General features: G+C 70.0%; 23 protein-coding genes and 3 tRNA genes. 9 read left to right on the top strand and 17 right to left on the bottom strand.

The features are described 5' to 3' along the window. Positions 1-84 precede the first annotated feature (84 nt). The 6 genes from rpmG to JOB34_RS13285 form a co-directional block, all read right to left on the bottom strand. On the bottom strand, positions 85-255 hold the full coding sequence (rpmG, locus tag JOB34_RS13310; RefSeq protein ID WP_179482681.1) for a 50S ribosomal protein L33: 171 nt from the start codon (positions 253-255) through the stop codon (positions 85-87). 50 nt (positions 256-305) lie between these two features. Further along, positions 306-379 (bottom strand) — tRNA-Met (locus tag JOB34_RS13305). Between the two features lie 49 nt (positions 380-428). After that, positions 429-501, bottom strand: a tRNA-Thr gene (locus JOB34_RS13300). Positions 502-597: 96 nt separating this feature from the next. Then, positions 598-1470 carry a MaoC/PaaZ C-terminal domain-containing protein gene (locus tag JOB34_RS13295; protein ID WP_208053159.1) on the bottom strand — a complete coding sequence of 291 codons (873 nt, stop codon included), beginning with the start codon at positions 1468-1470 and terminating at the stop codon, positions 598-600. A gap of 1 nt (position 1471) precedes the next feature. Further along, positions 1472-2836, bottom strand: a complete 1365-nt coding sequence (locus tag JOB34_RS13290; RefSeq protein ID WP_208053158.1) for a 3-oxoacyl-ACP reductase — start codon at positions 2834-2836, stop codon at positions 1472-1474. Continuing rightward, entirely contained in the window at positions 2833-4113 is a 1281-nt protein-coding gene (locus JOB34_RS13285; protein ID WP_208053157.1) for an acetyl-CoA C-acetyltransferase, read from the bottom strand. The genes JOB34_RS13290 and JOB34_RS13285 overlap by 4 nt, the downstream gene beginning before the upstream one ends. A gap of 98 nt (positions 4114-4211) precedes the next feature. Between JOB34_RS13285 and JOB34_RS13280 the strand changes: the two genes are divergently transcribed. Both JOB34_RS13280 and JOB34_RS13275 read left to right on the top strand, forming a co-directional pair. Beyond that, a complete protein-coding gene (locus tag JOB34_RS13280; protein ID WP_208053156.1) occupies positions 4212-4886 on the top strand; it encodes a TetR/AcrR family transcriptional regulator in 675 nt (224 codons plus the stop codon). Next, entirely contained in the window at positions 4886-6916 is a 2031-nt protein-coding gene (locus tag JOB34_RS13275; protein ID WP_208053155.1) for an acyl-CoA dehydrogenase, read from the top strand. The genes JOB34_RS13280 and JOB34_RS13275 overlap by 1 nt, the downstream gene beginning before the upstream one ends. 12 nt (positions 6917-6928) lie before the next feature. Here JOB34_RS13275 and JOB34_RS13270 read toward each other — a convergent pair whose 3' ends face one another. From JOB34_RS13270 to JOB34_RS13260, 3 genes are all read right to left on the bottom strand, one after another. Beyond that, positions 6929-8386 (bottom strand): MFS transporter, encoded by a 1458-nt coding sequence (locus tag JOB34_RS13270; RefSeq protein ID WP_208053154.1) that lies wholly within the window; start codon positions 8384-8386, stop codon positions 6929-6931. After that, positions 8383-8643 (bottom strand): hypothetical protein, encoded by a 261-nt coding sequence (locus JOB34_RS13265; RefSeq protein ID WP_208053153.1) that lies wholly within the window; start codon positions 8641-8643, stop codon positions 8383-8385. The genes JOB34_RS13270 and JOB34_RS13265 overlap by 4 nt, the downstream gene beginning before the upstream one ends. A gap of 109 nt (positions 8644-8752) precedes the next feature. Further along, a tRNA-Tyr gene (locus JOB34_RS13260) sits at positions 8753-8836 on the bottom strand. 162 nt (positions 8837-8998) lie between these two features. Here JOB34_RS13260 and JOB34_RS13255 point away from each other — a divergent pair. Beyond that, a complete protein-coding gene (locus JOB34_RS13255; RefSeq protein WP_179482695.1) occupies positions 8999-9496 on the top strand; it encodes a YajQ family cyclic di-GMP-binding protein in 498 nt (165 codons plus the stop codon). A gap of 239 nt (positions 9497-9735) precedes the next feature. Here JOB34_RS13255 and JOB34_RS13250 read toward each other — a convergent pair whose 3' ends face one another. Both JOB34_RS13250 and JOB34_RS13245 read right to left on the bottom strand, forming a co-directional pair. After that, positions 9736-10386, bottom strand: coding sequence for an HAD-IA family hydrolase (locus JOB34_RS13250; RefSeq protein WP_208053152.1), 651 nt, complete (start codon positions 10384-10386; stop codon positions 9736-9738). Then, complete coding sequence (locus tag JOB34_RS13245) at positions 10386-10982, bottom strand: TetR/AcrR family transcriptional regulator (protein WP_208053151.1); 597 nt, start codon at positions 10980-10982, stop codon at positions 10386-10388. Before JOB34_RS13245 ends, JOB34_RS13250 begins: the two co-directional genes overlap by 1 nt. 107 nt (positions 10983-11089) lie before the next feature. Here JOB34_RS13245 and JOB34_RS13240 point away from each other — a divergent pair, with 107 nt between their 5' ends. From JOB34_RS13240 to JOB34_RS13230, 3 genes are all read left to right on the top strand, one after another. Continuing rightward, positions 11090-12235 (top strand): acyl-CoA dehydrogenase family protein, encoded by a 1146-nt coding sequence (locus JOB34_RS13240; protein WP_208053150.1) that lies wholly within the window; start codon positions 11090-11092, stop codon positions 12233-12235. Between the two features lie 78 nt (positions 12236-12313). Further along, the gene (locus JOB34_RS13235) at positions 12314-13471 is read left to right on the top strand and encodes a molybdopterin-dependent oxidoreductase (protein WP_208053149.1); all 1158 of its coding nucleotides are present in this window, start codon (positions 12314-12316) and stop codon (positions 13469-13471) included. Then, positions 13464-13895, top strand: coding sequence for a hypothetical protein (locus tag JOB34_RS13230; protein ID WP_208053148.1), 432 nt, complete (start codon positions 13464-13466; stop codon positions 13893-13895). The genes JOB34_RS13235 and JOB34_RS13230 overlap by 8 nt, the downstream gene beginning before the upstream one ends. On the opposite strand, the gene JOB34_RS13225 is transcribed toward JOB34_RS13230, so the two are convergent. From JOB34_RS13225 to JOB34_RS13215, 3 genes are read right to left on the bottom strand one after another with little or no spacing between them, the layout of a single operon-like run. Next, positions 13793-14491, bottom strand: a complete 699-nt coding sequence (locus tag JOB34_RS13225) for a methyltransferase domain-containing protein (RefSeq protein WP_208053147.1) — start codon at positions 14489-14491, stop codon at positions 13793-13795. The genes JOB34_RS13230 and JOB34_RS13225 overlap by 103 nt on opposite strands. Continuing rightward, a complete protein-coding gene (locus tag JOB34_RS13220) occupies positions 14488-15138 on the bottom strand; it encodes a DUF2064 domain-containing protein (protein WP_208053146.1) in 651 nt (216 codons plus the stop codon). Before JOB34_RS13220 ends, JOB34_RS13225 begins: the two co-directional genes overlap by 4 nt. Next, a complete protein-coding gene (locus tag JOB34_RS13215) occupies positions 15135-15779 on the bottom strand; it encodes a glycosyltransferase family 2 protein (protein WP_208053145.1) in 645 nt (214 codons plus the stop codon). The genes JOB34_RS13220 and JOB34_RS13215 overlap by 4 nt, the downstream gene beginning before the upstream one ends. A 99-nt stretch (positions 15780-15878) precedes the next feature. Between JOB34_RS13215 and JOB34_RS18175 the strand changes: the two genes are divergently transcribed. The 3 genes from JOB34_RS18175 to fabG all read left to right on the top strand — a co-directional run bounded on the left by JOB34_RS18175 (position 15879) and on the right by fabG (position 18896). Further along, positions 15879-17009, top strand: coding sequence for a HAMP domain-containing sensor histidine kinase (locus tag JOB34_RS18175; RefSeq protein WP_208053144.1), 1131 nt, complete (start codon positions 15879-15881; stop codon positions 17007-17009). A gap of 9 nt (positions 17010-17018) precedes the next feature. Next, a complete protein-coding gene (locus tag JOB34_RS13205; RefSeq protein ID WP_208053143.1) occupies positions 17019-18053 on the top strand; it encodes an NAD-dependent epimerase/dehydratase family protein in 1035 nt (344 codons plus the stop codon). Positions 18054-18134: 81 nt separating this feature from the next. Next, a complete protein-coding gene (gene fabG / locus JOB34_RS13200; RefSeq protein WP_208053142.1) occupies positions 18135-18896 on the top strand; it encodes a 3-oxoacyl-ACP reductase FabG in 762 nt (253 codons plus the stop codon). Positions 18897-18949: 53 nt separating this feature from the next. On the opposite strand, the gene JOB34_RS13195 is transcribed toward fabG, so the two are convergent. From JOB34_RS13195 to htpX, 3 genes are read right to left on the bottom strand one after another with little or no spacing between them, the layout of a single operon-like run. Continuing rightward, a complete protein-coding gene (locus JOB34_RS13195) occupies positions 18950-19747 on the bottom strand; it encodes a serine hydrolase (RefSeq protein WP_208053141.1) in 798 nt (265 codons plus the stop codon). After that, positions 19744-22248 carry an aminopeptidase N gene (pepN, locus tag JOB34_RS13190; protein ID WP_208053140.1) on the bottom strand — a complete coding sequence of 835 codons (2505 nt, stop codon included), beginning with the start codon at positions 22246-22248 and terminating at the stop codon, positions 19744-19746. The genes JOB34_RS13195 and pepN overlap by 4 nt, the downstream gene beginning before the upstream one ends. A gap of 46 nt (positions 22249-22294) precedes the next feature. Further along, positions 22295-23167 (bottom strand): zinc metalloprotease HtpX, encoded by an 873-nt coding sequence (gene htpX / locus JOB34_RS13185; protein ID WP_179482722.1) that lies wholly within the window; start codon positions 23165-23167, stop codon positions 22295-22297. Positions 23168-23204: the final 37 nt, after the last annotated feature.

Genomic DNA, 23204 nt, shown 5'->3' with positions numbered 1-23204 from the left:
CGGAACGGACGAATCGGCCGCGCCGGGAGCGGTGGGCGCTCCCGGCACGGCCGGTCCGGTGGTCCTACGGGCTGACCGAACGGGTCAGCGGGTCTCGCGGTGTGCGGTGTGCTTGCTGCAGCGCGGGCAGAACTTCGCGATCTCCAACCGGTCAGGGTCGTTGCGCTTGTTCTTCTTGGTGATGTAGTTGCGCTCCTTGCACTCCGTGCACGCCAAGGTGATCTTGGGACGGATGTCTGCGCTCTTGCTAGCCACTGGGCTACCTGCCTTCGGGTGATACCGGTTTTACTCAAGGACGATTCTCGTAGCGGGAGCGGGGCTCGATCCCGCGACCTCACGATTATGAGTCGTGCGCTCTAACCAGCTGAGCTACCCCGCCAGGTGGAACAGTCGCATCGGGAAAAATCTTCCCGGTGCAGGCGTTACCGAGCCCCCAAACGGAATCGAACCGTTGACCTTCTCCTTACCATGGAGACGCTCTACCGACTGAGCTATAGGGGCCTGCGCGACCTTGGGACGGATCCGACCGACGTGAGTCCACGTGGTCGCCCACCATCCCGGCAGCGCAGCGAAGAGGCTACCTCAGAGCCGCTTCGATCATGAAATCGTGATCGGCGCCTGCGCCCTGATCGATCCGATCATGTGCACCGTGCCCTTGCGGGCATTCGTCAGCACCAGATCCCATGACGAGTCTCGTTGCTGTGCAACGAAGTTCACGGAAGACGGGATCAGGATGGGTTTCTTGAACTCCACCGTGTAGGTGAATCGGTCGGGTAGGCGGTTGGCCAGAGCCCCGAGCGCGTGCGACGCACTCCACATCCCGTGCGCGATGGTCGTGGGGAAGCCCAGCGCCTTGGCACCCAGCGGATGCAGGTGGATGGGGTTCACGTCGCCGGCCACCGCGGCGTACCGGCGTCCGATGTCTCCCGGCACCCGCCACAGCGCCCCGGCCGCCGTCGGCAACTGAGGGTCGACGCTGCGCAGGGGGGCGGTGCCCGCCACCTTCTGGCCGCGGAAGAGATAGGTGCTGACCTCCTGCCAGACCGCCTCACCGGCCACCGACACCTCGGCGACCAGGTCGACCTGTGCGCCGCGGAAATGCGGGCGCAGGTCGGTCGCCCTGACCTCGATGTCCAGGAGCTCACCGGCCAGGACCGGACGGCGCTGGACGATCGTGTTGGTCAGGTGCACGCTGCCGACGAGCGGGAACGGGAACGCCGCGTCGGCCATCACCCGCGTCTGCAGGGGAAAGACCAGCACGTGAATGAACGTCGCGGGAAGAGTGTCGCGGAGGGCGAACCCGCACACGTCGTCGTACGCCGCGAGCTGGTCGCGATCGACCGACGCGCCGGCCTGCCGCACGACCAGGTCCGGAAGCTCCCGGCCCTTGCGGAACGGGGCCCGGACCACGGCCTGGGCGAACAGCGGCCCGAGCGAGGGCGCCGAGGACAACTCAACGGTGCGTGTCACCTCAGGCCCCCAGCTGACTCTGACCGCAGACGCGCAGGACCTGGCCGGTGACGCCGGCGGACCCGGGCTCGGCGAAGAACGCGATGGCCTCGGCCACGTCGACCGGCTGCCCGCCCTGCAGCAGCGAGTTGAGCCGCCGTCCGACCTCCCGCGTCGCGATCGGGATCCGCGCTGTCATCTCGGTCTCGATGAACCCGGGGGCCACCGCGTTGACCGTGATGTGCCGGTCCGCGAGCTCCTGCGACAGCTCGCGCACCATGCCGATCACACCGGCCTTGGACGCCGCGTAGTTGGACTGGCCGCGGTTGCCGCCGATCCCGCTGATCGAGGCGACGCTGACGATGCGGCCGCCGTCGCGCAGGCCACCAGCGGTGGCCGGGTCGAGCAGCACCTTGTTCATCCGGAACTGACTACGCAGGTTGACGTCGAGCACGCTGCCCCACCGGCCCTCGTCGGTATTGACGAAGAGCTTGTCGCGGGTGATGCCGGCGTTGTGCACGATCACGTCGAGGTGGCCGGACAGCCGGCTGACCGCGGCGGCGATCCGCTCGCCCGCGTCGGGCGCCGTGACGTCCAGTTGCAGTGCGGTCCCGCCGATCTCGTTGGCCACCGCGGCCAGCGAATCGCCTGCCGCCGGGATGTCGACGGCGATGACCTCGGCGCCGGCCCGGGCGAACACCCGGGCGATCTGCGCACCGATGCCGCGCGCGGCACCGGTGATGACGGCCACCTGGCCGCGCAGCGGCGCGTACACGTCCTCGGGCTGCTGCACCGGTGCCTCGAGCACGCGGATCGGCTGGCCCGAGACGTAGGCCGAGCGGCTGGACAACAGGAAGCGCAGCGGGGCCTCGAGGACGCCGCGGTCACCGGACGCCTCGCTCGCCACCCAGAGCAGGTTGGCGGTGCCGCCGGCGCGCATCTCCTTGCCGAGCGAGCGGGTGATGCCCTCCAGCGCCTGCTGCGTGGCGGCGCCTTCGGCGTCGTGGACGTCGGCCGGCGGCGTGCCCAGCACGACCAGGCGGCCGTTCTTGCCGAGCGCCTTGAGTGCCGGGCCGAGGACGGCGCGCAACTGCTCCAGCTCATCGAGGGTGCGAGCGCCGGAGCCGTCGAAGACGATGGCCGCCGGCTTGCTGCCGTACTCCGTGTCCGCGGTCGCCTCGATGCGTGCCACGCCGGCGTCGGCCAGGATCGCCTCCACCGCAGCGACGTTTGGGCCCTCGCCGATGCCGCCCACGGCGACGGAGCCGTCGACCAGCACCTGCCCGGGCTCGTAGCGGCGCAGGATCGTGGGGCGGGGCAGCCCGAGCTGCACCGCGATCTTCTTTCCGATGCCCTGGTTGACCAGGGTCGTCAGGGTGTCGGTCATTCCGCTGCCTCCAGGATCGCGACGACGCCGATACCACCGGCGGCACAGATGGAGACCAGGCCGCGGCCCGATCCCTTCTCATGCAGGAGTTTCGATAGGGTGGCGACGATGCGCGCACCGGTCGCGGCGAACGGGTGCCCGGCCGCGAGCGAGGATCCGGCGACGTTCAGCTTGGAGCGGTCGATCGCGCCGAGCGGCTCGTCCAGGCCCAGGCGCTCCTTGCAGAACGCCGGGTCCTCCATGGCCGCGAGGTGGCAGAGCACCGTCGAGGCGAACGCCTCGTGGATCTCGTAGAAGTCGAAATCCTGCAGCGTCAGGCCGTTGCGCTTCAGAAGACGCGCGATCGCGTACGGCGGAGCCATCAGCAGGCCCTCGTCACCGAACACGTAGTCCACAGCAGCGGTCTCGGCGTCCACGAATCGCGCCAGGGGGGTCAGCTCGTGCTCCTGGGCCCATTCCCGCGAACCGAGCAGCACCGCGGACGCGCCGTCGGTGAGCGGCGTGGAGTTGCCGGCGGTCATGGTGGCCGCGTCGCCCTTGCCGAAGACCGGCTTGAGGGTCGCCAGCTTCTCGACCGAGCTGTCCGGCCGCAGGTTCTGGTCGCGGGTGACCCCCAGGTAGGGCGTCACCAGGTCGTCGAAGAAGCCGCGGTCGTACGCCGCCGCGAGGTGCTGGTGGCTGGCCACCGTGAGCTCGTCCTGCGCCTCCCGGGTGACTCCCCAGGCCTTCGCGGTGATGGCCATGTGGTCGCCCATCGACAGCCCGGTGCGCGGCTCGCCGTTCTTCGGCTGCTCGGGGGCGAGCTGCGAGGGCCGGATCTTGAGCAGGGCCGAGATCCGCTGCTTCGGAGTCTTGGCATAGTTCGCCTTGAGCAGCGCCTTGCGCAGGTCGTCGTTGACCGCGAGCGGGGCGTCGGACGTGGTGTCCGAACCGCCGGCGATCGCCGAGTCGATCTGGCCGAGCGCGATCTTGTTGGCCGTGAGGATGGTGGCCTCCAGGCCGGTCCCGCAGGCCTGCTGCACGTCGTACGCCGGGGTGGCGGGTGACAGGTGGGAGCCGAGGACGGCCTCGCGGGTCAGGTTGAAGTCGCGCGAATGCTTGATCACGGCACCCGCCACGACCTCGCCGAGGCGCTCGCCCTGCAGGTGGTAGCGAGCGACCAGGCCGTCGATCGCAGCCGTCAGCATGTCCTGGTTCGAGGCCTTGAGGTATTTGCTGCCGGACCGGGCGAACGGGATGCGGTTGCCGCCGAGCACGAACACGTCGCGTGGGCTCATCGATTCATCTCCTGCAGGTGAGGGGTCCCCGTCGGCCGGGGAGAAGTTACCGGTACTCAAAGTAGCAGATACACCGCGTTTCGGATACTCTGCTTGCCATGACCAGATCCCGCATGCACCGTGTCGACGGGCGCGACGCGCGATGGACCGCCCACCGCGAAGAGCGGCGGATGCAGTTGACGGAGTCCGCCCTCCGGGCGATCCGTAGGCACGGCGCAGGAGTAGGCATGGACGAGATCGCGGCCGAGGCGGGCACCAGCAAGACCGTGATCTACCGCCACCTCGGCGACCGACTCGGCCTCTACCTCGCGGTCTGCGCGTCGGTGGACCGGCTGATCCTGGCGGACTTCAGCGCCGCGCTGGACCGCACCGATGCGGCCCGCCGGCCGTCGTCGGTCGACCCGCGCAGCGTGCTCATCGCCGCCATCGACAGCTACCTGGCACTGGTCGAGAACGACCCCGAGGTCTACCGCTTCGTCACCCGTCCCCCTCAGGTGCAGGTCCCCCGGGACTCCGACCCGGTGATCGGCCTGTCGGCGAGCATCGCCGAGCGGCTGAGCGACCTGCTCGCCGCCAATCTTCGCGAAGGGGGACGCGACGAGGCGCTGGCCCCGATTCTGGCCGCCGGACTCGTCGGTTTCGTGCGAGAGTCTGCCGACAGCTGGGTCACCGACCCGCAACGTGTGCCTCGCGCGGAGATCGTGGAGCAGCTTGCGGAATTCGCCGCAGTCGGCTTGAACGGATTCATCGAGAACCATCAGAGAGAGTCGTGATGACCACCACCTCCACGTCAGACCCGCAGCCGGACGCCGCCCAGCAGGCACCTTCGAAGGCTCAGGACTCGACCACGGCAGCGTCCAGCCCGTCGTCGGTCACCCCGACGCCGGGCATCTCACCGGTCGCGGAGCAGCTGCGCCGCACGGTCGACGGTGCGTGGTGGGAGCTGCGCGAACGCGCCCGCACCGAGCTGGCCCCCGAGGATCTCCTCGGCGAGCCGGGACTGCCCGTCGAGGAGCAGCGCGAGCGGGTGCTGCGCCAGCTGCTGCGGGTCGCGGAGCAGGGCTACGGCCGGGTGGGCTTCCCCACCGAGTACGGCGGCACCTACAACTACGGCGCATCGTGCGTCCTCTTCGAGATGCAGGCCCTCGGCGACCTCTCACTGCTGGTGAAGACCGGCGTGCAGTTCGGCCTCTTCGGCGGCGCGGTGATGCGCCTGGGCACCGAACGTCACTTCGCCACGTACCTCGAAGACATCATGACCTGCAAGCTGCTGGGGTGCTTCGCGATGACCGAGGTGGGTCACGGCAGCAACGTGCAGCGCCTGGAGACCACCGCCGTCTACGACGACGCGACCCAGGAGATCGTCCTGGACTCCCCCACGGAGTCCTCCGTCAAGACCTACATCGGCAACGCCGCGCGGGACGGGCGGATGGCCGTCGTCTTCGCTCAGCTGCGCACGGCCGAGGGCGAGCACGGCGTGCATGCCGTCCTCGTCCCGATCCGTGACACCGAGGGCACGCCGCTCCCCGGAGTCACCATCGGCGACAACGGCGACAAGGCCGGCCTGCCCGGCGTCGACAACGGCACCCTCGCCTTCCACGGCGTACGCGTGCCGAAGGCCAATCTGCTCAACGCCTTCGGCGACATCGACGACAACGGTCGCTACGTGTCGGACATCGAGAGCTCCAACCGCCGCTTCTTCACCATGCTCGGCACGCTCGTGCGCGGGCGGGTCTGCGTCGGCGGCGGGTCCGGTGCGGCCGCGAAGAAGGCGCTGGCCATCGCGCTCCGCTACGGCTCGGTCCGCCGCCAGTTCGAGGCGCCCGGTCAGGAGGAGGAGACCGTCGTCCTGGACTACCTGGCGCATCAGCGCAAGCTGCTGCCGCGCCTGGCGAAGTCCTATGCGCTCAGCTTCGCGCAGAACTCGGTGACCGAGTTGCTGCAGGAGCTGCACGGGACGCCCCAGGTCGACGGCCAGGAGCGCGACGAGAACGCCGGCCGCGAACTGGAGACTCGCGTCGCCGGGCTCAAGGCCACCACCACGTGGCACGCCGTCGACACTATCCAGGTGTGCCGCGAGGCCTGCGGCGGTGCCGGCTACCTCGCCGACAACCAACTCGGTCAGATGCGTGCGGACGTCGACGTCTTCGCGACCTTCGAGGGCGACAACACCGTGCTCATGCAGCTGGTCGCCAAGGGACTGCTCACCGAGTTCGCCGAGGTGTGGGGCGGCCTGGCCGGTCCGGAACTGGTGAGCAAGCTGAGCAAGCAGGTCGCGGGCGGGGTCGTCGAGCGCACCACCGGGCGCGCCGGCATCCAGCGACTGGTCGACCTGGCCAAGGGCCGGGACGACGAGAGCGCGATGGACGACCACGGCTGGCAGCTCTCGATGTTCGAGCAGCGCGCCGACCACGCCCTGGAGACGCTCGGCATGCGACTGCGCAAGGCGAACAAGGAGAACGCGTTCCAGCTCTTCAACAACGCGCAGGACCACGTGCTCTTCGCGGCCCGCACGCACATCGACCGGGTCATCCTCGAGGAGGCGCAGGCGGCGTACACCGAGATGACCGGCGGGCCCGCCAAGGAGCTCCTCGGTCGCGCCCTCACGCTCTACGCGCTCGACTCGATCGAACAGGACAAGGCCTGGTTCATCGAGCACGGCCGCCTCAACACGACCCGCTCACGGCTGGTCACGGCGACCATCAACGAGCTGTGCGGCGAGCTGCGCGGCCACGTGACCGATCTGGTGGACGCGCTCGGAATCCCCGACGAGCTCATCACCGCACCCATCGCCCAGCGCTGAGCGAACCAGTGCTCAGGTGGTTGCCGGAGGCGAGTCGTTCTCGGGTGCGCTGGTGACCTGGTCGATCTGACGTCCGCCGACCGCGACCGTCAGCAGCAGCCCGACGGCCACCAGGGCGGCGCACACCCACATCGAGGACCGATAGGCGCGGGCCACCTCGTGCCCGACCCGGTACTGGTCGCCGCTGAGGCCCACCACCAGGGGCAGCGCGGCGATGGCGAGCAGCCCCGCAGTACGGGACACGGCGTTGTTGATGCCACTGGCCAGTCCCGCCTCGTGGTCGGGCGCCGCGGCGAGGACGGTGCCGGTGAGCGGCGCGACCAGCATGCTGAGCCCGAACCCCATCAGCAGTATCCCGGGCAGCAACTGGGTCAGGTACGTCGGATGGTCGGGCGCCAGGGCCAGCCAGCCGAGGCCCACCGCGAGCAGGGCACTCCCGGCCATCATCGGCAGCCGGGCGCCGAACCGGGTCGCCACACCGCCGAACCGGGACGCCAGCACCAACATGATGAGCGAGACGGGCACGGTGGCCGCCCCGGCAGCGAGCGGCGTCCACCCGCCACTGACCTGCAGGTAAACGGCGAGGAAGAAGAAGCTCCCCGCCAGCGCGGCGTAGACCGCCAGCGTGACCAGGTTGATCACAGTGAAGACCCGGTCCGCGAAGAGGGAGGGCTGCACCATGGGGTGCTCGGTGCGCCGCTCGACGACCACGAACGCGACGGCGGCGAGCACTCCGACGACCAGCGGCAGGACGGTGCGCAGCTCGGCACCGTCGTTCGGCCACGCGGTGAGCGTCCAGGTGATCCCCGCGAGCGCGACCGGCGCCAGCACCAGGCCCGGGACGTCGAAATGGGTGCTGGCCTCGTCGTCCTTGGACTCCGGCGCGGTGCGCAGCAGCCAGAGCACCACCGCCGCCAGGGGCACGTTGATCCAGAACGCGAGGCGCCACTCGATGCCGACCAGCCAGCCGCCAACGAGGGGCCCGGCCGCGGTCGCGATGCCGAGCATTCCGGTCCAGGCGCCGATGGCCTTCATCCGGTCCTCCTTGCGGAAGGAGGCCTGCAGCATCGCCAGCGACCCGGGCGTGAGGAGAGCGGCCGCGACCCCCTGCAGCATCCGGGCGCCCACGAGGATCTGGATCGTAGGGCTGAGCGCGGCGAGCGCCGAGGTGACCGCGAACGCCGCGATGCCGGCGCCGTACACCTTCTTACGGCCGAACCGGTCCCCCAGCGAGCCGCCGACGAGGATGAGCGCGGCGAGGGTCAGGGTGTAGCCGTTCACCACCCACTGCAGCCCGGCGAGGTCGGCGTGCAGATCGCGCCCGATGCGTGGCAGCGCGACGTTGGCGATGGTCCCGTCGAGGAAGGCCATGCCCGAACCGAGGATGGTCGTCGCGAGCAGGCGGCGCCCAGCCGGGTCCCCCATCCGCAGCAACGGGCCGTCGTCAGCACGGACCGGCGCGGAGGTCATCGGGGCAGGTCGGGCTGATCAGGCCGTGGGAGGCCGTTGATGAATCGCAGCCGCGCAGACCGTTCCGAGCGCCATCGGCAGAACACGAGCGAGCCGAGCGGAATGCCGACGAAGATGACGAGGAAGGCCAGGTACCTCCACCCGCTGAACCGCACACGGTCCTCGTCCATCAGTGTCGCGAAGCCGAATACGACGACAAACCATCCGACCAGGGCGACCCACACCCACGGCGATGGCCCGCGACGGATCTTCGACATCGCACCAGTATGGAGCCGAGCAGCCGGTCGTGGTGGGCGCTCGGAGCGTGGTCCACGCCAGACGCGGACAGCGCGCCCCGAAGGACGCGCTGTCTGCATCGAACACTGCTGGTGCCAGGTGAAGGATTCGAACCTTCGAAGCTTTCGCGACGGATTTACAGTCCGCTCCCATTGGCCGCTCGGGCAACCTGGCATGAGTGCGAGCGCAAGGGTAGCAACGGGTGCCCGACCACTCCAATCGGAAAGGTGACACACCCGGTCCGGGCGGGCCGATCGCCGTCGAGGCGACCGCGTCGGGGCGTGTCCGGCATACTCGATTCCCGCCGACGCACCACCCCCAGCCGAAGGAGCAGTCATGGCCGACTCGTCGTTCGACGTCGTGAGCAAGGTCGACAAGCAGGAGGTCGACAACGCGATGAACCAGGCGTCCAAGGAGATCGGCACCCGCTACGACTTCCGCAACGTCGGCGCCTCCTGCGAGTGGAGCGGCGAGACCATCGTCATGAAGGCCAACACCGCGGAACGGGTCCTGGCGATCCTCGACGTGCTGCAGACCAAGCTCGTCCGGCGTGGGGTGTCGTTGAAGTCGCTCGACATGAGCGACGACGGCGAGCCCAAGCTCTCGGGCAAGGAGTACCGGCTCTCGGCCACGCTGAAGGACGGCATCAGCCAGGAGGACGCCAAGAAGATCAACAAGCTCATCCGCGACGAGGGGCCCAAATCGGTCAAGTCCCGCATCGAGGGCGATGAGCTGCGGGTCTCATCCAAGTCCCGCGACGACCTGCAAGAGGTCCAGCAGCTGCTCAAGGGCGCCGACCTGGACGTCGCGCTGCAGTTCACCAACTACCGCTGAGAAGCAGACCAGCGGCCCCCACGACAAAGATGACGACGCCGAACGAGACGTACAGGCGATCGCTGCTCACCTTCTCCGGCTGGGGCCTCACCAGCTGACGAAGAACGCGCCCCGCTGCGATGGCTCCGCCGCCCATCGCGGCCAACGTGAGGACGTCGTGCATTCCCGAAGTATGCCGTGCGGCCGGGCCGAGGGTGTGGCGAAAATCGGGGCCCTCCCCTTTGCGCCAGGGCCGGAGCTCAGCGGTCGACGAGCCGGACGCGCACTCCGGCCGACGTGGACTCGAGGACCACGTCGGCCAGGGATGCCACCACGAGATCGGCATCCAGTTCGTGGGCGGTATGGCTGGTCGTCAGAGCGAGGGTCGCGCACCCGGCGGCCCGTGCGGCGGTGAGCCCATTGGGCGCGTCCTCGACCACCAGGCACTGATCGGGCTCGACCCCGAGAAGGCGGGCTGCGATGAGGAACGGCTCAGGATCGGGCTTGCCGCGGGTGATGTCGTCGGCGGTCACCAGCCTGGTCGGCGTCGGGATGCCCGCCGCGCTCAGCCTGGCGGCGGCGAGGTCGCCGGTGGCGGAGGTGACGATCGCGCAGCGGTCCCGGGTCGCCTCAACGGCCTCGACCGCACCGGGCAGAGCCACCACATCTGCGGTGTCCCGCAGCTCCAGCTCCTCGATCCGGGCCAGTGCGGCCACCGGTTCGACCCCCGGCGCGACCTTGGCGATGATCGCGGCCGCCGGCATCCCGGCGATGCCCTCGAGGGCCGACCGCGGCACGTCGTGCTCGTCGGCCCACTGCACCCACGCGCGGGCCGCGGCCGGCATCGAGTCGACCAGCGTGCCGTCGTTGTCGAAGAGCACCGCACGGAAGGTGCGTCCGGTCAGCGGCATCAGGCGCGCACCATCCGCACGGCGAGATCGGCGAACTCCCGGGCCAGATCGGTCGCGGCCGTGCCCGCGTCGTCACGGAACCAGCGCGCGACGTCCACGCCCATCCCGGCGATCGCGCTCGCGGCCACGTGCGTGTCCCCGACGGCGAACTCCCCGGCATCACAACCTCGTTCGAGGATGTCGATCAGGGAGTCCTGGATCCGCGAACGCCAGAGCTCGACCTCGACGCGGTGCTCCGGGGTCAGCGCCTCGAGCTCGTAGTTCACGATGCGCGCGGTAGTGTGTCCGAGCGCGTGACCGGTGACGAACGCCGTCACCCAGGCGTGCAGCAGCGCCACCGCGTCGTCCGGGCAGTCGTGGACCGAGGCGTCGAGGGAGGCCATCGTCGCGCGGTGCCCCTCCAGCGACAGTTCGTGCAGCAGCGACTCCTTGGTGCGGTGGTGGACGTAGACCGCCGCGGGGCTCATGCCGGCGGCCGCCGCGATGTCTCGGGTCGTCGTACCGTGAAAACCCTTGTCAGCGAACGACGTCCGCGCAGCATCGAGTAGTCGGTCTCTCGCGGCCCGGGCCGGCGGCGCGGGAATGGCGGCGGACATGTTGACGAGCATGCCGCAGATTTGGGACGCTAAGCAAGCGCTTAGTCAGGGACGGAGCGCTGCACCGTTCACTCCCGATGCCCCCTTCGCGACACGAGGACACCGCCATGCCCCGCAACATCTACTCCGAGGACCACGAGGCGTTCCGCGCCTCCGTGCGCGAATTCGTCGAGCGCACCCTGCGCCCGCGGGCCGAGGAGATGGTGCGCGACAAGACCATCGCGCGCGACATGTGGCAAGAGGCCGGCAAGCAGGGCTTCCTCGGCCTGGACATCCCCGAGGAGTACGGCGGCGCCGGAGTCGACGACTACCTCTTCAACGCGGTGGCCGCCGAGGAGATCGCGAAGTTCAACGCGGCGGTCTCCTCCTCCTTCGGCATCCACTCCGATGTCTGCCCGCCGTACATCGTCGACCTGGGAACAGAGGAGCAGAAGCAGCGGTGGCTGCCCGGCATGGCCGCCGGCGAGAAGGTCTGCGCGATCGCGATGACCGAGCCGTCCGGCGGTTCCGACCTCGCGGCGCTGAAGACGACCGCCGTCCGTGACGGTGACGGCTGGCTGATCAACGGCTCGAAGACGTTCATCACCAACGGTTTCGGGGCTGACCTCATCATCGTGGCGACGCGCACCGACCCGGCGAAGGGCGCCAAGGGCATCACCCTCTTCATGGTCGAGGACGGCATGCCGGGCTTCACCCGCGGTCGCAAGCTCGACAAGGTCGGACAGGAGGAGTCCGACACCGCCGAGCTGTTCTTCGACGACGTGCGCGTCTCGGACGAGAACCGGATCGGCGAGGAGGGCATGGGCTTCATCGCGATGATGCAGCGCCTGCCGCAGGAGCGCATCGGGGCCGCAGTCAGCAACATCAGCCACGTTGCGCAGATCCTCGCCGAGACCCTGGACTACGTGAAGGAGCGCAAGGCCTTCGGGCAGCCCATCGGAAGCCTGCAGCACAACAAGTTCAAGCTGGCCGAGATGGTCACGCGCGTCGAGGTGACCCAGGCATACGTCGACGACTGCCTGGTGGCGCACGCCGCAGGCACTCTCACCTCGGTGGACGCCGCGAAGGCCAAGTGGTTCACCGCGCAGGTGCAGAACGACGTCCTCGACGAGTGCGTGCAGCTCTACGGCGGCTACGGGTTCATGAACGAGTACCGGGTCGCCCGCGCATGGCGCGATGCCCGGGTCACCAAGATCTGGGCCGGTTCCAACGAGATCATGAAGGAGCTCATCGGACGCGATCTGGGGCTCTGACCCGTCGCGGACCGATTCGTCCGCAGATCGTGACCTCGCAGGGCAGCGCGGGATGCCGACGGAAGGCATGATCGACGTATGCCGTCCATGAAGCTTCGCCTGCCGAGCTCCCCACCGCCGGGCTGGCCGAGCGAAGACCGCGGCCGGCTGCACCACGAGTCCGTGACGGCACGGCTCGGCACCGCGGTCGGGATCGCGTTCGGCATCTGCTTCGTGACCGGCGTGATCAGCCACTACCAGTCCCACCCCTGGATGTGGCTGCCGCCGCCCGCGACACCGGCCGGCGGATACCGCTTCACCCAGGGACTGCACGTCATCACCGGCTTCGCCTCGATCCCGTTGCTGCTCGCCAAGCTCTGGTCGGTACAGAACAAGCTGGCTCAGTGGCCGCCGGTCAGCTCGGTGCTGCACGCGCTCGAGCGTGCGTCCGTCGCCGTCCTGATCGCCGGGGCGCTGGTGCAGCTGACCACCGGGATGCTCAACGTGCTGCAGTACTACCCGTTCAAGTGGCCGTTCGCGTCGGTGCACTACGCGCTCGGGTGGGTGGTCATCGGCGCGCTCCTGCTGCACATCGCCGTCAAACTCCCGATCATCCGCCGCGGGCTGTCCACGAAGCTGGACGGACCCATGGTCGACGAGCACGGCCTGACCCGTCGCGGCGCCGTGACGGGCGTGGGCGTCGGGGCCGGCATCGTCGGGCTCACCACGGTCGGTCAGGTGGTCGGCCCGCTGGCGAAGGTGGCTCTGCTGGCGCCTCGTCGACCCGACCGCGCGCCGCAACAGGATCTGCCCGTCAACCGCACCGCGGCTGCTGCCGGAGTGCGCAAGACCGCGGTATCCGCGGACTACCGGCTGACCGTGCGGGGCGGCACCGGCACCCGGACGCTCACTCTGCAACAGATCGAGGCGATGCCCGCGCAGACCCGCGACCTGTCCATCGCGTGCGTGGAGGGCTGGAGTCGGCGCGCGACCTGGACCGGGCCGTCGCTGCTCGACATCGTCACGATGGTCGGAGGCACCGCGGACAGCATCGTGACGGTGAGCTCGCTGGAGAAGGGTGGTTTCAGCCGCTCGACCATCACGGCCGGACAGTTGAAGGAGGCCCTCCTCGCCACGCACCTGCGCGGTGAACGGCTCACCCTCGACCACGGATACCCGCTGCGCCTCATCGCCCCGGACCGAAAGGGCGAGCTGCAGACGAAGTGGGTCGACACGGTGGTGGTCTCGCATGCCTGAGCGACTCGCCCGCGGCGTCATCGGTCTCCTCGGCCTGGTCGCCGCCGCCTGGGGGCTGCGTCTGCTCTGGGTGGACCGGCCCTACATCAAGACCCTCAACTTCGGCGAATGGCTGATCAGCGGGATCCTGCTGCACGACCTGATCATCGCGAACGTCGTGCTCCTGGTCGGGTGGCTGCTCGCCAAGCTGCTGCCGCCGCATCTGCGCGGGTTCGTGCAGGGCGCGCTGCTCGTGATCGCCCTGGTCGGCTCGGTCGCGTTCTTCGTGGTCTGGCGTCAGGGCACTGCGAGCAGCCCGTCCCTGGCGCTGCTGCGGCAGAACTACGTGGCGAACTTCGGGATCATCGCGGCCGTCGTGGTCGTCTGCACGGCGGTGCTGTACGTGCTGTCGCTGCGGACCATGAGGAAGTCCCGGCCGGAGTGAGTCCAGTGCTCCACGAGCGCGAGGCCCGCCTCCTCGGCGTACCGCTGCAACACGTCCGCTGACGCGACGGCCCACGGGAAGGTCGGCGCGTCCTCGCCGTCCGTGCTGAAGCTCGCAGTGAGCACCTCGTCCGTGCCCGGCACGCTGGTCGCGGCCTCCAGGATCACCGTGCCGTCGGCGGCGGTCAGCTCGCGCATCCGGCGCAGCAGCGCCGGAACGTCGCCGCCGATGCCGCAGTTGCCGTCGAGCACCAGGACCGTGCGCCAGCGTCCTTCGCCGGGCAGCCGGGAGAAGATGTCCCGGGCCAGGGCCAGGGCACCGCGCTGCAGGGTGATCTCGACCGCGGCGTCCGCGATGTCGACGCCGAGGGCTGCCGTGCCGGCGGCGGTCAGTGCGCCGACGATGCGACCCGGGCCGCATCCGACGTCCAGCACCGGGCCCACGCAGCGCTCCAACACCGTGGAGTCCGCGGCGTCTGCGTCGGCCAGATAGCGGGCCATGTCCAACTCGATCCGGTGACCGGAGGTCGTGTGCAGACCGAGAGGCCCGCGGTCGCGCAGCGCCTGTTCGTACGCCGCCAGTGCGCCGATCCTCATACGTCGGCTCCCGCGGCAGTCGCCGCCATCGCCGTCGTCCACGCACCGGCGAACGCGCTCGCCGGCACGAGAGCGGCCACCTGCGCCGCATCCTCCGGGGTGTCCACGTCGAGCAGCGGCGCCAACTCCTGCACGCGCAGACCTGCGTGCAGCATCCGGGCCAGCTGATCGGCCCCGGTGTGGTCGGTCGACATCGGAACTCCTTCGATCACCTCGGGTGCCATGGCGGGATCCGCGAAGCCGATGGCCCAGTAGCCGCCGTCGGTCGCCATCCCGAGGCACGCGTCGTAGGAGTTCGGATCGAATCCGCACATGGATGGGGTGACCTGGGGGGTGTCCATCCCGACCAGCAGGCACGGCCCGGGCGGGAGGCCGCCGATGACCGTGGCCAGCCGGCGGTCCAGCCCACCCTCGGGCTGGGCCACGACGGACCAGCCGGCCGGCACCCATTCGCCTGCCTTGCCGTCGAGGGCCAGCACGTGACGGTGAGCCGGGACCATGCTCATCGCGTCCAGGGTGTCGCGGATGGCTGCGGCTGCCACCGCGGCCGCCTGCTCCGGGGTGATGGCGACGGTGAGGCGAGTCTTGACCCGACCGGCCACCGGCTCCTTCGCGATGACCATCACGCTCGCGAGCGTGATGGTCATCGGGCGAGCACCACGGTCATGTCCCGCATGGCCTGCACGGTGCCGCGCACCGTCCCGGTGACCTTGGATCGTCCGTGCCGGGGGTGATAGTCGACGTCGGTCTCCACGACCCGCCACCCGGCCTTCGCTGCCAGCACCATGGTCTCCAGCGGATATCCGCTGCGCCGGTCGATCTGGGCGAGGTCGATGAGGGCGGTACGACGCCCCACCCGCACGGCACCCACGTCGTGCACGGGCAGACCGAGAGTGCGCAACCGCCAGGAGAGCACACCGTTCGCGAGACGCGCGTGGGCCGGCCACGCACCGCGGGCCACCGGTCGGCGCCGGCCGACGGCGAGGTCGGCGCTGCCGTCGAGGACCGGTGCGGCGAGCACAGGCACGATCGAGAGATCGAACGAGCCGTCGCAGTCGACGAACGCGACCAGATCGGCGGTCGCCGCCATCAGCCCGGCGTGGCAGGCGGCGCCGTACCCACGCTGGGTCGCCGTCACCACGTGCGCGCCGAGCGAACGCGCGATCTCGGGGCTGCCGTCGGTGCTGCCGTTGTCCACGACGAGCGCTCGGGTGCCGTCCGGAAGGTCGCCCAGGACGTGCGGGAGCGCGGCTGCCTCGTCCAGGCAGGGGAGGACAATATCGATCATCACCCGACAGCCTGCCTCATCAGGTGCCAGTGCGCTGCATTCGCGCCGCCCGGGTAGGTCGACACCCGTCGGGCCCGCCGGAGCCTTAGGCTCGCGAACGTGCCCCACCACTTCCTCCACATCCTCGGCATCGCACTGCTGTGGGGGGCAGGCGGATCGGCGGTGGCATGGGTGCTGACCTGGCCCGTCCGCCGGCGCGGCTGGACGGGCGGACATGTCTCGATCGCCGTGGTGGCGACCTTCGCGACTGTGGCGGCGATCGCCGGCAACGCCCGCGCGATGCTGATCAGCACCGGCGATGGGCACGCGACCATCGTCTCCGCGGTCATCGCCGGACTGTTGGCATCGGTGGCGGCATTGCTGAGCGCACGCACCTTCCGGCGCGACAGCGCGTTCCTGCATACCGACATCGCCCACATCAACAGCGGTGGCGTCCCGACGCAGAACACCGAACCGATGTCACCGGAACTGCGCGGCCTGCACCACGCGATGCGCGAGATGGGCGCCAACCTCGCCGACGCCCGCAAGCGGGAGTACGCGCTGGAGGCCTCACGCCGAGAGCTGGTCGCCTGGATCTCCGATGACCTGCGCACCCCTCTCACCGGCCTACGGGCCGCGGCCGAGGAGCTCGGGGACGAGATCGGCGGCGACCACGCCCGACGCCACGACCGCATCACCGCGGGGGTGCAGCAACTCACCGAGATGGTCGAGGACCTCTACGAGCTCAGCCGGTTGCACGTGGGGATGGGCAAGCGACGCAACGAGCGGGTGGACCTGTCGGAGCTGCTCTCGACGACCATGTCGAACCTCGAGCGGGTCGCGCACGCGGAGAAGGTGCGCCTGACCGGCTCGGCGGCGGTCGCCGCCGAGGTGATGGGTGATCCGGGCCAGCTCAACCGCGCGCTGACCAACCTGGTCTACAACGCGATCCGTCACACCCCCGCGCGCGGCGCGGTCACCGTCGAGCTGCGCGCCGGGGAGAGACCGGGCCAGGCGGTGCTGCGGGTCACCGACCGGTGCGGCGGTTTCGCACCCGGCGACGTGCCCCGCCTGCGGGACATCGGCCTGCACGGCGACCCGCTCGACGACGCACCATCGGGCGAGACCGCCGGGGGAGGTCTCGGGCTGACGGTGACCCGTGAAATCGTGGACGCGCACGACGGCGCCGTCGAGTTCGAGAACACCGATGACGGCTGCGCGTTCACGATCGTGCTCCCACTCGCGAGCTGAGGCCACCTGTTGCACATCCTTCTCACCGGCGGTGCCGGTTTCATCGGGCAGCACGTCCTGCGCGCCGCGCTCGCGGCCGGGCACGACGTGCTCGTGCTGGACAACCTGCGCGACGACGTCCACCCGGTCCCGTCCTGGGAACCACCGGACGGCGCGCGCTTCCTGCGCGGCGACGTCCGCGATGCGGATGTCTGCGACGAGGCGCTGCGCGAGGTGGACTCGGTGATCCATCTCGCCGCGAAGGTCGGGCTGGGCGTCGACATCTCCGACCTGCCGGACTACGCCTCCTCCAACGACGTCGGCACCGCCACCCTGCTCGCGCGGATGGCGGCCGCAGGACGACGCGAACTCGTGCTGGCCGCCTCGATGGTCGTCTACGGCGAAGGACGCGGCGAATGCGAGGTGCACGGGCTGAGCAGGGGTCTCCCCCGCACTCCGGAGCACCTCGAGGCCGGTGACTTCGAGCCGCGGTGTGTCACCTGCGGGCGGGTCCTGGCCCCCGCACTGGTGGCCGAGGACGTCCCCGCCGACCCGCGCAACGCATACGCGGTGTCGAAGCTCGCCCAGGAGCACTACGCCACGACATGGGCCCGCGAGACGTCGTCGTCCGCGACCGCGCTGCGCTTTCACAACGTCTACGGACCGGGCATGCCGAGCAACACGCCGTACGCCGGTGTCGCCTCGCTCTTCGCGGCCGCGTCACGGCGGGGCGAGGCGCCGCGCGTCTTCGAGGACGGCGGCCAGCGCCGCGACTTCGTGCACGTGCGCGACATCGCGAGCGCCGTGGTGGCCGCGGCCGAACACCCGCGCGAGGGCTTTCGGGCTTACAACGTCGGATCAGGCACCCCGCGGACCGTCGGCGACCTGGCCACGGAACTCGCAACCGCTCTCGACGGGCCGACGCCCGTCGTGACCGGCCAGTGGCGCCTCGGCGACGTGCGGCACATCACCGCCGACTCCGCCGCCATCCGCCGTGACCTGGGCTGGGCACCGCGCGAGGACTTCGCGTCCGGCGTCCGCGAGTTGGCGGTCAGCGGCTCGTGAGAACGTAGGGGTGGAGCCGACGGCGCCGCCCCGCGGCGCCTCACCACCACCAAGCACCTGACGAGAGACAAGGACGTATCCATGCCAGAACAGAGCACCCGCACCGCCATCGTGACCGGCTCGGCCCGAGGGATCGGCGCAGCCGTCGCCGAGCGGCTCGCCGCCGACGGGATGGCCGTCGGCGTCCTCGACCTCGACCAGGACGCCTGCACCGCCGTCGCCGAGCGCATCGTCGCTGCCGGCGGCAAGGCTGTCGGCGTCGCGTGCAACGTCGCCGACGAGAGCGACGTGCAGGCCGCCGTCGAGAAGATCGCCGCCGAGCTCGGCGCGCCGACCGTGCTCGTCAACAACGCGGGTGTCCTGCGCGACAACCTCATCTTCAAGATGAGCGCGGACGACTGGGACACCGTCATGAACGTGCATCTGCGCGGCAGCTTCCTGATGACCCGCGCGGTCCAGGCGTACATGACCAAGGAGAAGTACGGCCGCATCGTCAACCTCTCGAGCACCTCCGCGCTCGGTAACCGCGGCCAGGTCAACTACGCCGCCGCCAAGGCCGGCATGCAGGGCTTCACCAAGACGCTGGCGATCGAGCTCGGCAAATTCGGTGTCACCGCCAACGCGATCGCCCCCGGATTCATCGAGACCGATATGACCAAGGCGACCGCCGAGCGCGTCGGGATGGACTTCGAGGAGTTCAAGAAGGCCGCAGCCGCGGGCATCCCCGTCGGCCGTGGCGGCAAGCCCGAGGACATCGCCGCCGCCGCGTCGTTCTTCTGCAGCGAAGAGGCAGGTTTCGTCAGCGGTCAAGTGCTCTACGTGGCCGGTGGCCCTAGGGACTGACCTGCACCTCTCTCGAGCGGCTTCGAGCTTCGGCCCGGGGCCGCTCGATCGTTTCAGGAGGCGGCCGGCTGGAGGCGGTCGCGGATCTGCCGCCCGATGTCGCGCATCCGGGTGATCACCTCGTCCAGCATGTCGCCGTCGGTGGCCTGGTCCCAGTGCGCGATCACGGCGTATGCCGTCCGCTCACCTCCCGCGTGCGCGAGACCGGTGTCTGCGCGGATCCCCTCGTTCGTGCCGGTCTTGTTCACCAGCGTGAAGCGGCCGGGATCGCCGCCGCCGATGCTGTTGTGCGCCAACGGGTCCAGTCCGAACGCGTCCGCGACCATCGACAGGTCGGTGTCGAGTGAGAGCCACTCCCCCACCTCGGCGCCGATCCGACCGGCGTCCAGCAACTCCATGAAGCGGATCAGCGCCGACGCACTCGCGACCGAGAGCGTCGGCGCCACGTCGGGATCCTCCGGGTCACGATGGCCTCGCGCATAGTCCAGCAGCGCCAAGGGGGCCAGGCCGAGGCGATCGGCGTACTCCCGCACCTGCGCGATGCTTACGCGATGCAGCAGGACGTTGGTTGCCAGATTGTCACTGTGCGCCCCGATGAGTCGGCACACGTCGACAGCGGGCAGGACCTCCTGCTGCAAGGTGTGCCACACCCCGGAGTCGCGCACGAAGACCCCGTCGGCCCGGCGCAGCGGTTCCTCGCGCGACAGGGTGCCCGCCTCGAACATCTCGGCGGCCACCCCCAGCAGGAGCAGCTTGCCGATCGACGCCGCGGGGAGCACCAGGTCGACATCCTCGGCAAGCCACGGCGCGTCACCCACCGACCCGACCTGGATGCTCCAGCGCAGCGTCACAGCGAGTCGGGGAAGTACCTGCGCCGCGAGGTGATTCGCTCCTCGAGTGCGGCGGTCTGGTCGATCAGGGCGCGTCGGATGCCCGCCGACAGGCCCTCGCCGTCGATGGCGGCTCGCGCGGCCTCCAGCGTCGCCGGCTCGACCACGGCGTGCGGGAAACCGGCGCGGGTGAGCTGCTCGGCCGGCATTCCTCCGAAGGTCTGCGCCAGCGAAGCGACATGGGCGAAGTACCGCGCGACGTACGGCCGGACCAGGTCGATCTGGGAGGGCCGGAAGATCCCTCCGAGCACCGCACCGGCCTCGTAGTTGGACAGCTGCTGGCCGCCGAACACCTGATGCCACGCCCACTCCTTGGCGTCCTGCGTCGGGATGGAGGCCTTCGCGGTGAGTCCGTCGAGGGCGGCGGACATCGAGCGGTCCTGCGCCAGGTGGGAGTCGACGTCGGCCGCGGTGAGAGCGCCCAGGGTGCACAACCGCCGGATCGCCAGCCAACGGAAGTCGGGGTCGCCCTCCAGAGCGGCGGGGGTGTGCCGTCCCTCGGCCCAGTCGCGCAGGGTCGCCTCGTCGTGCGTGGTGTGCGCGACCATCGTCGCGGCGGCGATCCCCGCAGGCAGGCTGACGTCGTCCGCTGCCAGCATCGTGCGGGCCGCATTGTCGAACGCCTCGGCCGCCGCTGTCGATTCGTCGGGCGGCAGATATCCGCCGAGGAGCGCACCCCGACTCTGCGACGCGACGTACGCCAGCAGGGTGAAGCTGGTCTCGGCCGGCCAGAAGTCGAGCACGCTGTCGCGCACCAGACGGGGGTCGACGCCGCCGGTCAGCATGCCGTTGAGCAGCGCCGACCACGCGGCCGCCCTGGTGCTGGAGTCGGGCAGCGTGCGCAGCCCGGTACGCAGCGCCTCCAGGCTGGCCGTGTCGAGCGCGACCTGCGCCCAGGTCTCGTCCGAGGCGTTGGGCAACAGGATCTGCGGCACTTCCCGGCCGGTGAGCTCGCCGAGCGGGGTGACGTCCGCCGCGGCCTCGACCTGCGTGCGCCAGATCTGCGCGCCGTCGGTGTAGCCCGCCACGTCGAGCACGTGCGGCCGATCGGCCGGATGACCGGCGGGCGGCGTACGCCGCAGCTCGGCGTCCGCGACCGTGTCGCCGTCGGTCTCGGTGTGCACCTGCAGCACGTCCGCGCCGGACGTGCGCAGCCACTGCTCGCTCCACTGCGTGAGGTCGCGCCCGCTCGCCTTCTCCATCGCGCCGAGGAAGTCCGCCAGGGTGGCGTTGCCGAAGGCATGCCGGGACAGGTAGTCGCGCACGCCCGCGACGAAGGCGTCGTCGCCGACGTAGAGCACCAGTTGCGCCAACGCTGAGGCGCCCTTGGCGTAGGAGATGCCGTCGAAGTTGGTGAGGGCCGAGAGCGCGTCGGGCGCGGGCGAGCCGGCGATCGGGTGGGTGGAGGGTGCCCGGTCTGCGGCGTACCCCCACGTCTTACGCTGCGCGGAGAACGCGATCCGCGACTCGTCGTGGTCGGTCGCCTCCTCGACGGCGCGGCCCGCCATGTACTCCGCGAACGACTCGTTGAGCCACAGGTCGTCCCACCAGCGCAGGGTGACCAGGTCGCCGAACCACATGTGCGCCATCTCGTGCGCGATCGTGTTTGCGCGGGACAGCAGGTGGTCGGGCGCCAACGTGCCGCGCATGATCATCGTGTCGCGGAAGGTGACGCAACCAGGGTTCTCCATGGCTCCGGCGTTGAACTCCGGCACGAAGAACTGGTGGTAGTCACCCCACGGATAGCGCACGCCGAAGAGCCGGTGGTAGTGGTCGAAGGACTGCTTCGTGACCTGGAAGATGTCCGGCGCCTGCTCGTCCAGCTCCTTGGCGAGGGCGGCGCGCACGTGCACCTCCAGGTGGATGCCGTCGTGCTCGTCGGTGACGGTGGCGTAGGGCCCGGCGCAGACGGTGAAGAAGTAGGTGGCGATCGGCTTCGTCGTCGCGAGGGTCCACTCGCCCGGCGCGGTGCGGGTCGCGTCGCCGTTGCCCGCGACCACCCAGTCCTGCGGCGCGCGGACGCGCACGTCGTACGGCGCCTTCAGGTCGGGCTGGTCGAAGCAGGCGTACATCCGCGGCGCCGCGTCCATGAACGACATGCCGTAGACGTAGGCCTTGCCGTCCTCGGGATCGACCGCGCGGTGCAGTCCCTCGCCGTCGCGGCTGTAGCTCATCGTGGCTGCGACGTGCACCTCGTTGTCGGCGGCCAGATCGGTCAGGGCGACCCGCCCGTCGTCGATCGCCGCGGGGTCGACTGCGGTGCCGTTCAGGGTGATCGCCCCCACGCGCGCGGCCTTCAGATCGAGGAAGGTCGACTCCCCCGGCTGCCGGGCGCTGAACCGGATGGTCGTGACGGAGCCGAACTCGGTGTCACCCCGGTCGAGATCGAGGTCGACGTCGTACGACGTCACCTCGATCAGGGCTGCGCGTGCCTCGGCCTCGGTGCGTTGCAGAATCGCCATGACCACACCCTGGCATGGCGCCGGACCGACCCACCACCGGGTCGGATCACTTCTGGATCTGGCCGTACGCCATGCCCTGCAACCGCTTGATGCGTTCCTGCGTCGGGGGGTGCGTGGAGAACGCGCGCGACACGTCCTGTGCGCGGAACGGGTTCGCGATCATCATGTGGCTGGCGTTGACGACCTTCGGTTCCGGCGCGAGGGGCGCGCGGGCCACACCGTCCTCCAGCTTCTGCAACGCCGACGCGAGGGCGAGCGGGTCGCCCGTCAGCTTGGAGCCGTCCTCGTCGGCGTCGTACTCGCGGGTGCGGCTGATGGCCAGTTGGATCACGGTCGCCGCGATCGGGGCGAGGAACGCCATGGCGAGCATGACGATCGGGTTGGGGCGGTCCTCGTCGTCACCGCCGCCGAACATCCCGAAGAACATCATCATCTGGGCGGCGGAGGTGATGATCCCGGCGAGCGCCGCGGCGACGGAGGAGGTCAGGATGTCGCGGTTGTAGACGTGCATGAGCTCGTGCCCGAGCACCCCGCGCAGCTCACGTTCGTCGAGCAGCTGCAGGATCCCCTCGGTGCAGCAGACCGCCGCGTGACTCGGGTTGCGACCCGTGGCGAAGGCATTCGGAGCCTGGGTCGGTGAGATGTAGAGCGCGGGCATCGGCTTGCCGGCGGCGGTCGACAGCTCGCGCACGATCCGGTACATCGCGGGGGCCTGTGCCTCGCTGACGGGGTAGGCCTGCATGGCGCGGATCGCCAGCTTGTCGCTGTTCCAGTAGCCGTAGAACGTGGTGCCGAGCCCGATGAGGGCGAAGATCCAGATGAACCGGCCGCCGGCGACGAGAGCGCCCACGCCCAGCAACAGCACCCAGATGCCACCGAAGAGCAGCGTGGTCTTGAGCCCGTTGAAGTGCCTGTGCATGCCCTGAAAACGCTTACCGGGAGGCGCTTTGTTCCGC

This window comes from Allobranchiibius sp. GilTou38, from assembly GCF_017565325.1.
GTDB lineage: Bacteria > Actinomycetota > Actinomycetes > Actinomycetales > Dermatophilaceae > Allobranchiibius > Allobranchiibius huperziae.
The sequence above is the reverse complement of the archived record's forward strand: the minus strand, read 5'-3'. Positions and strand labels throughout refer to the sequence as shown.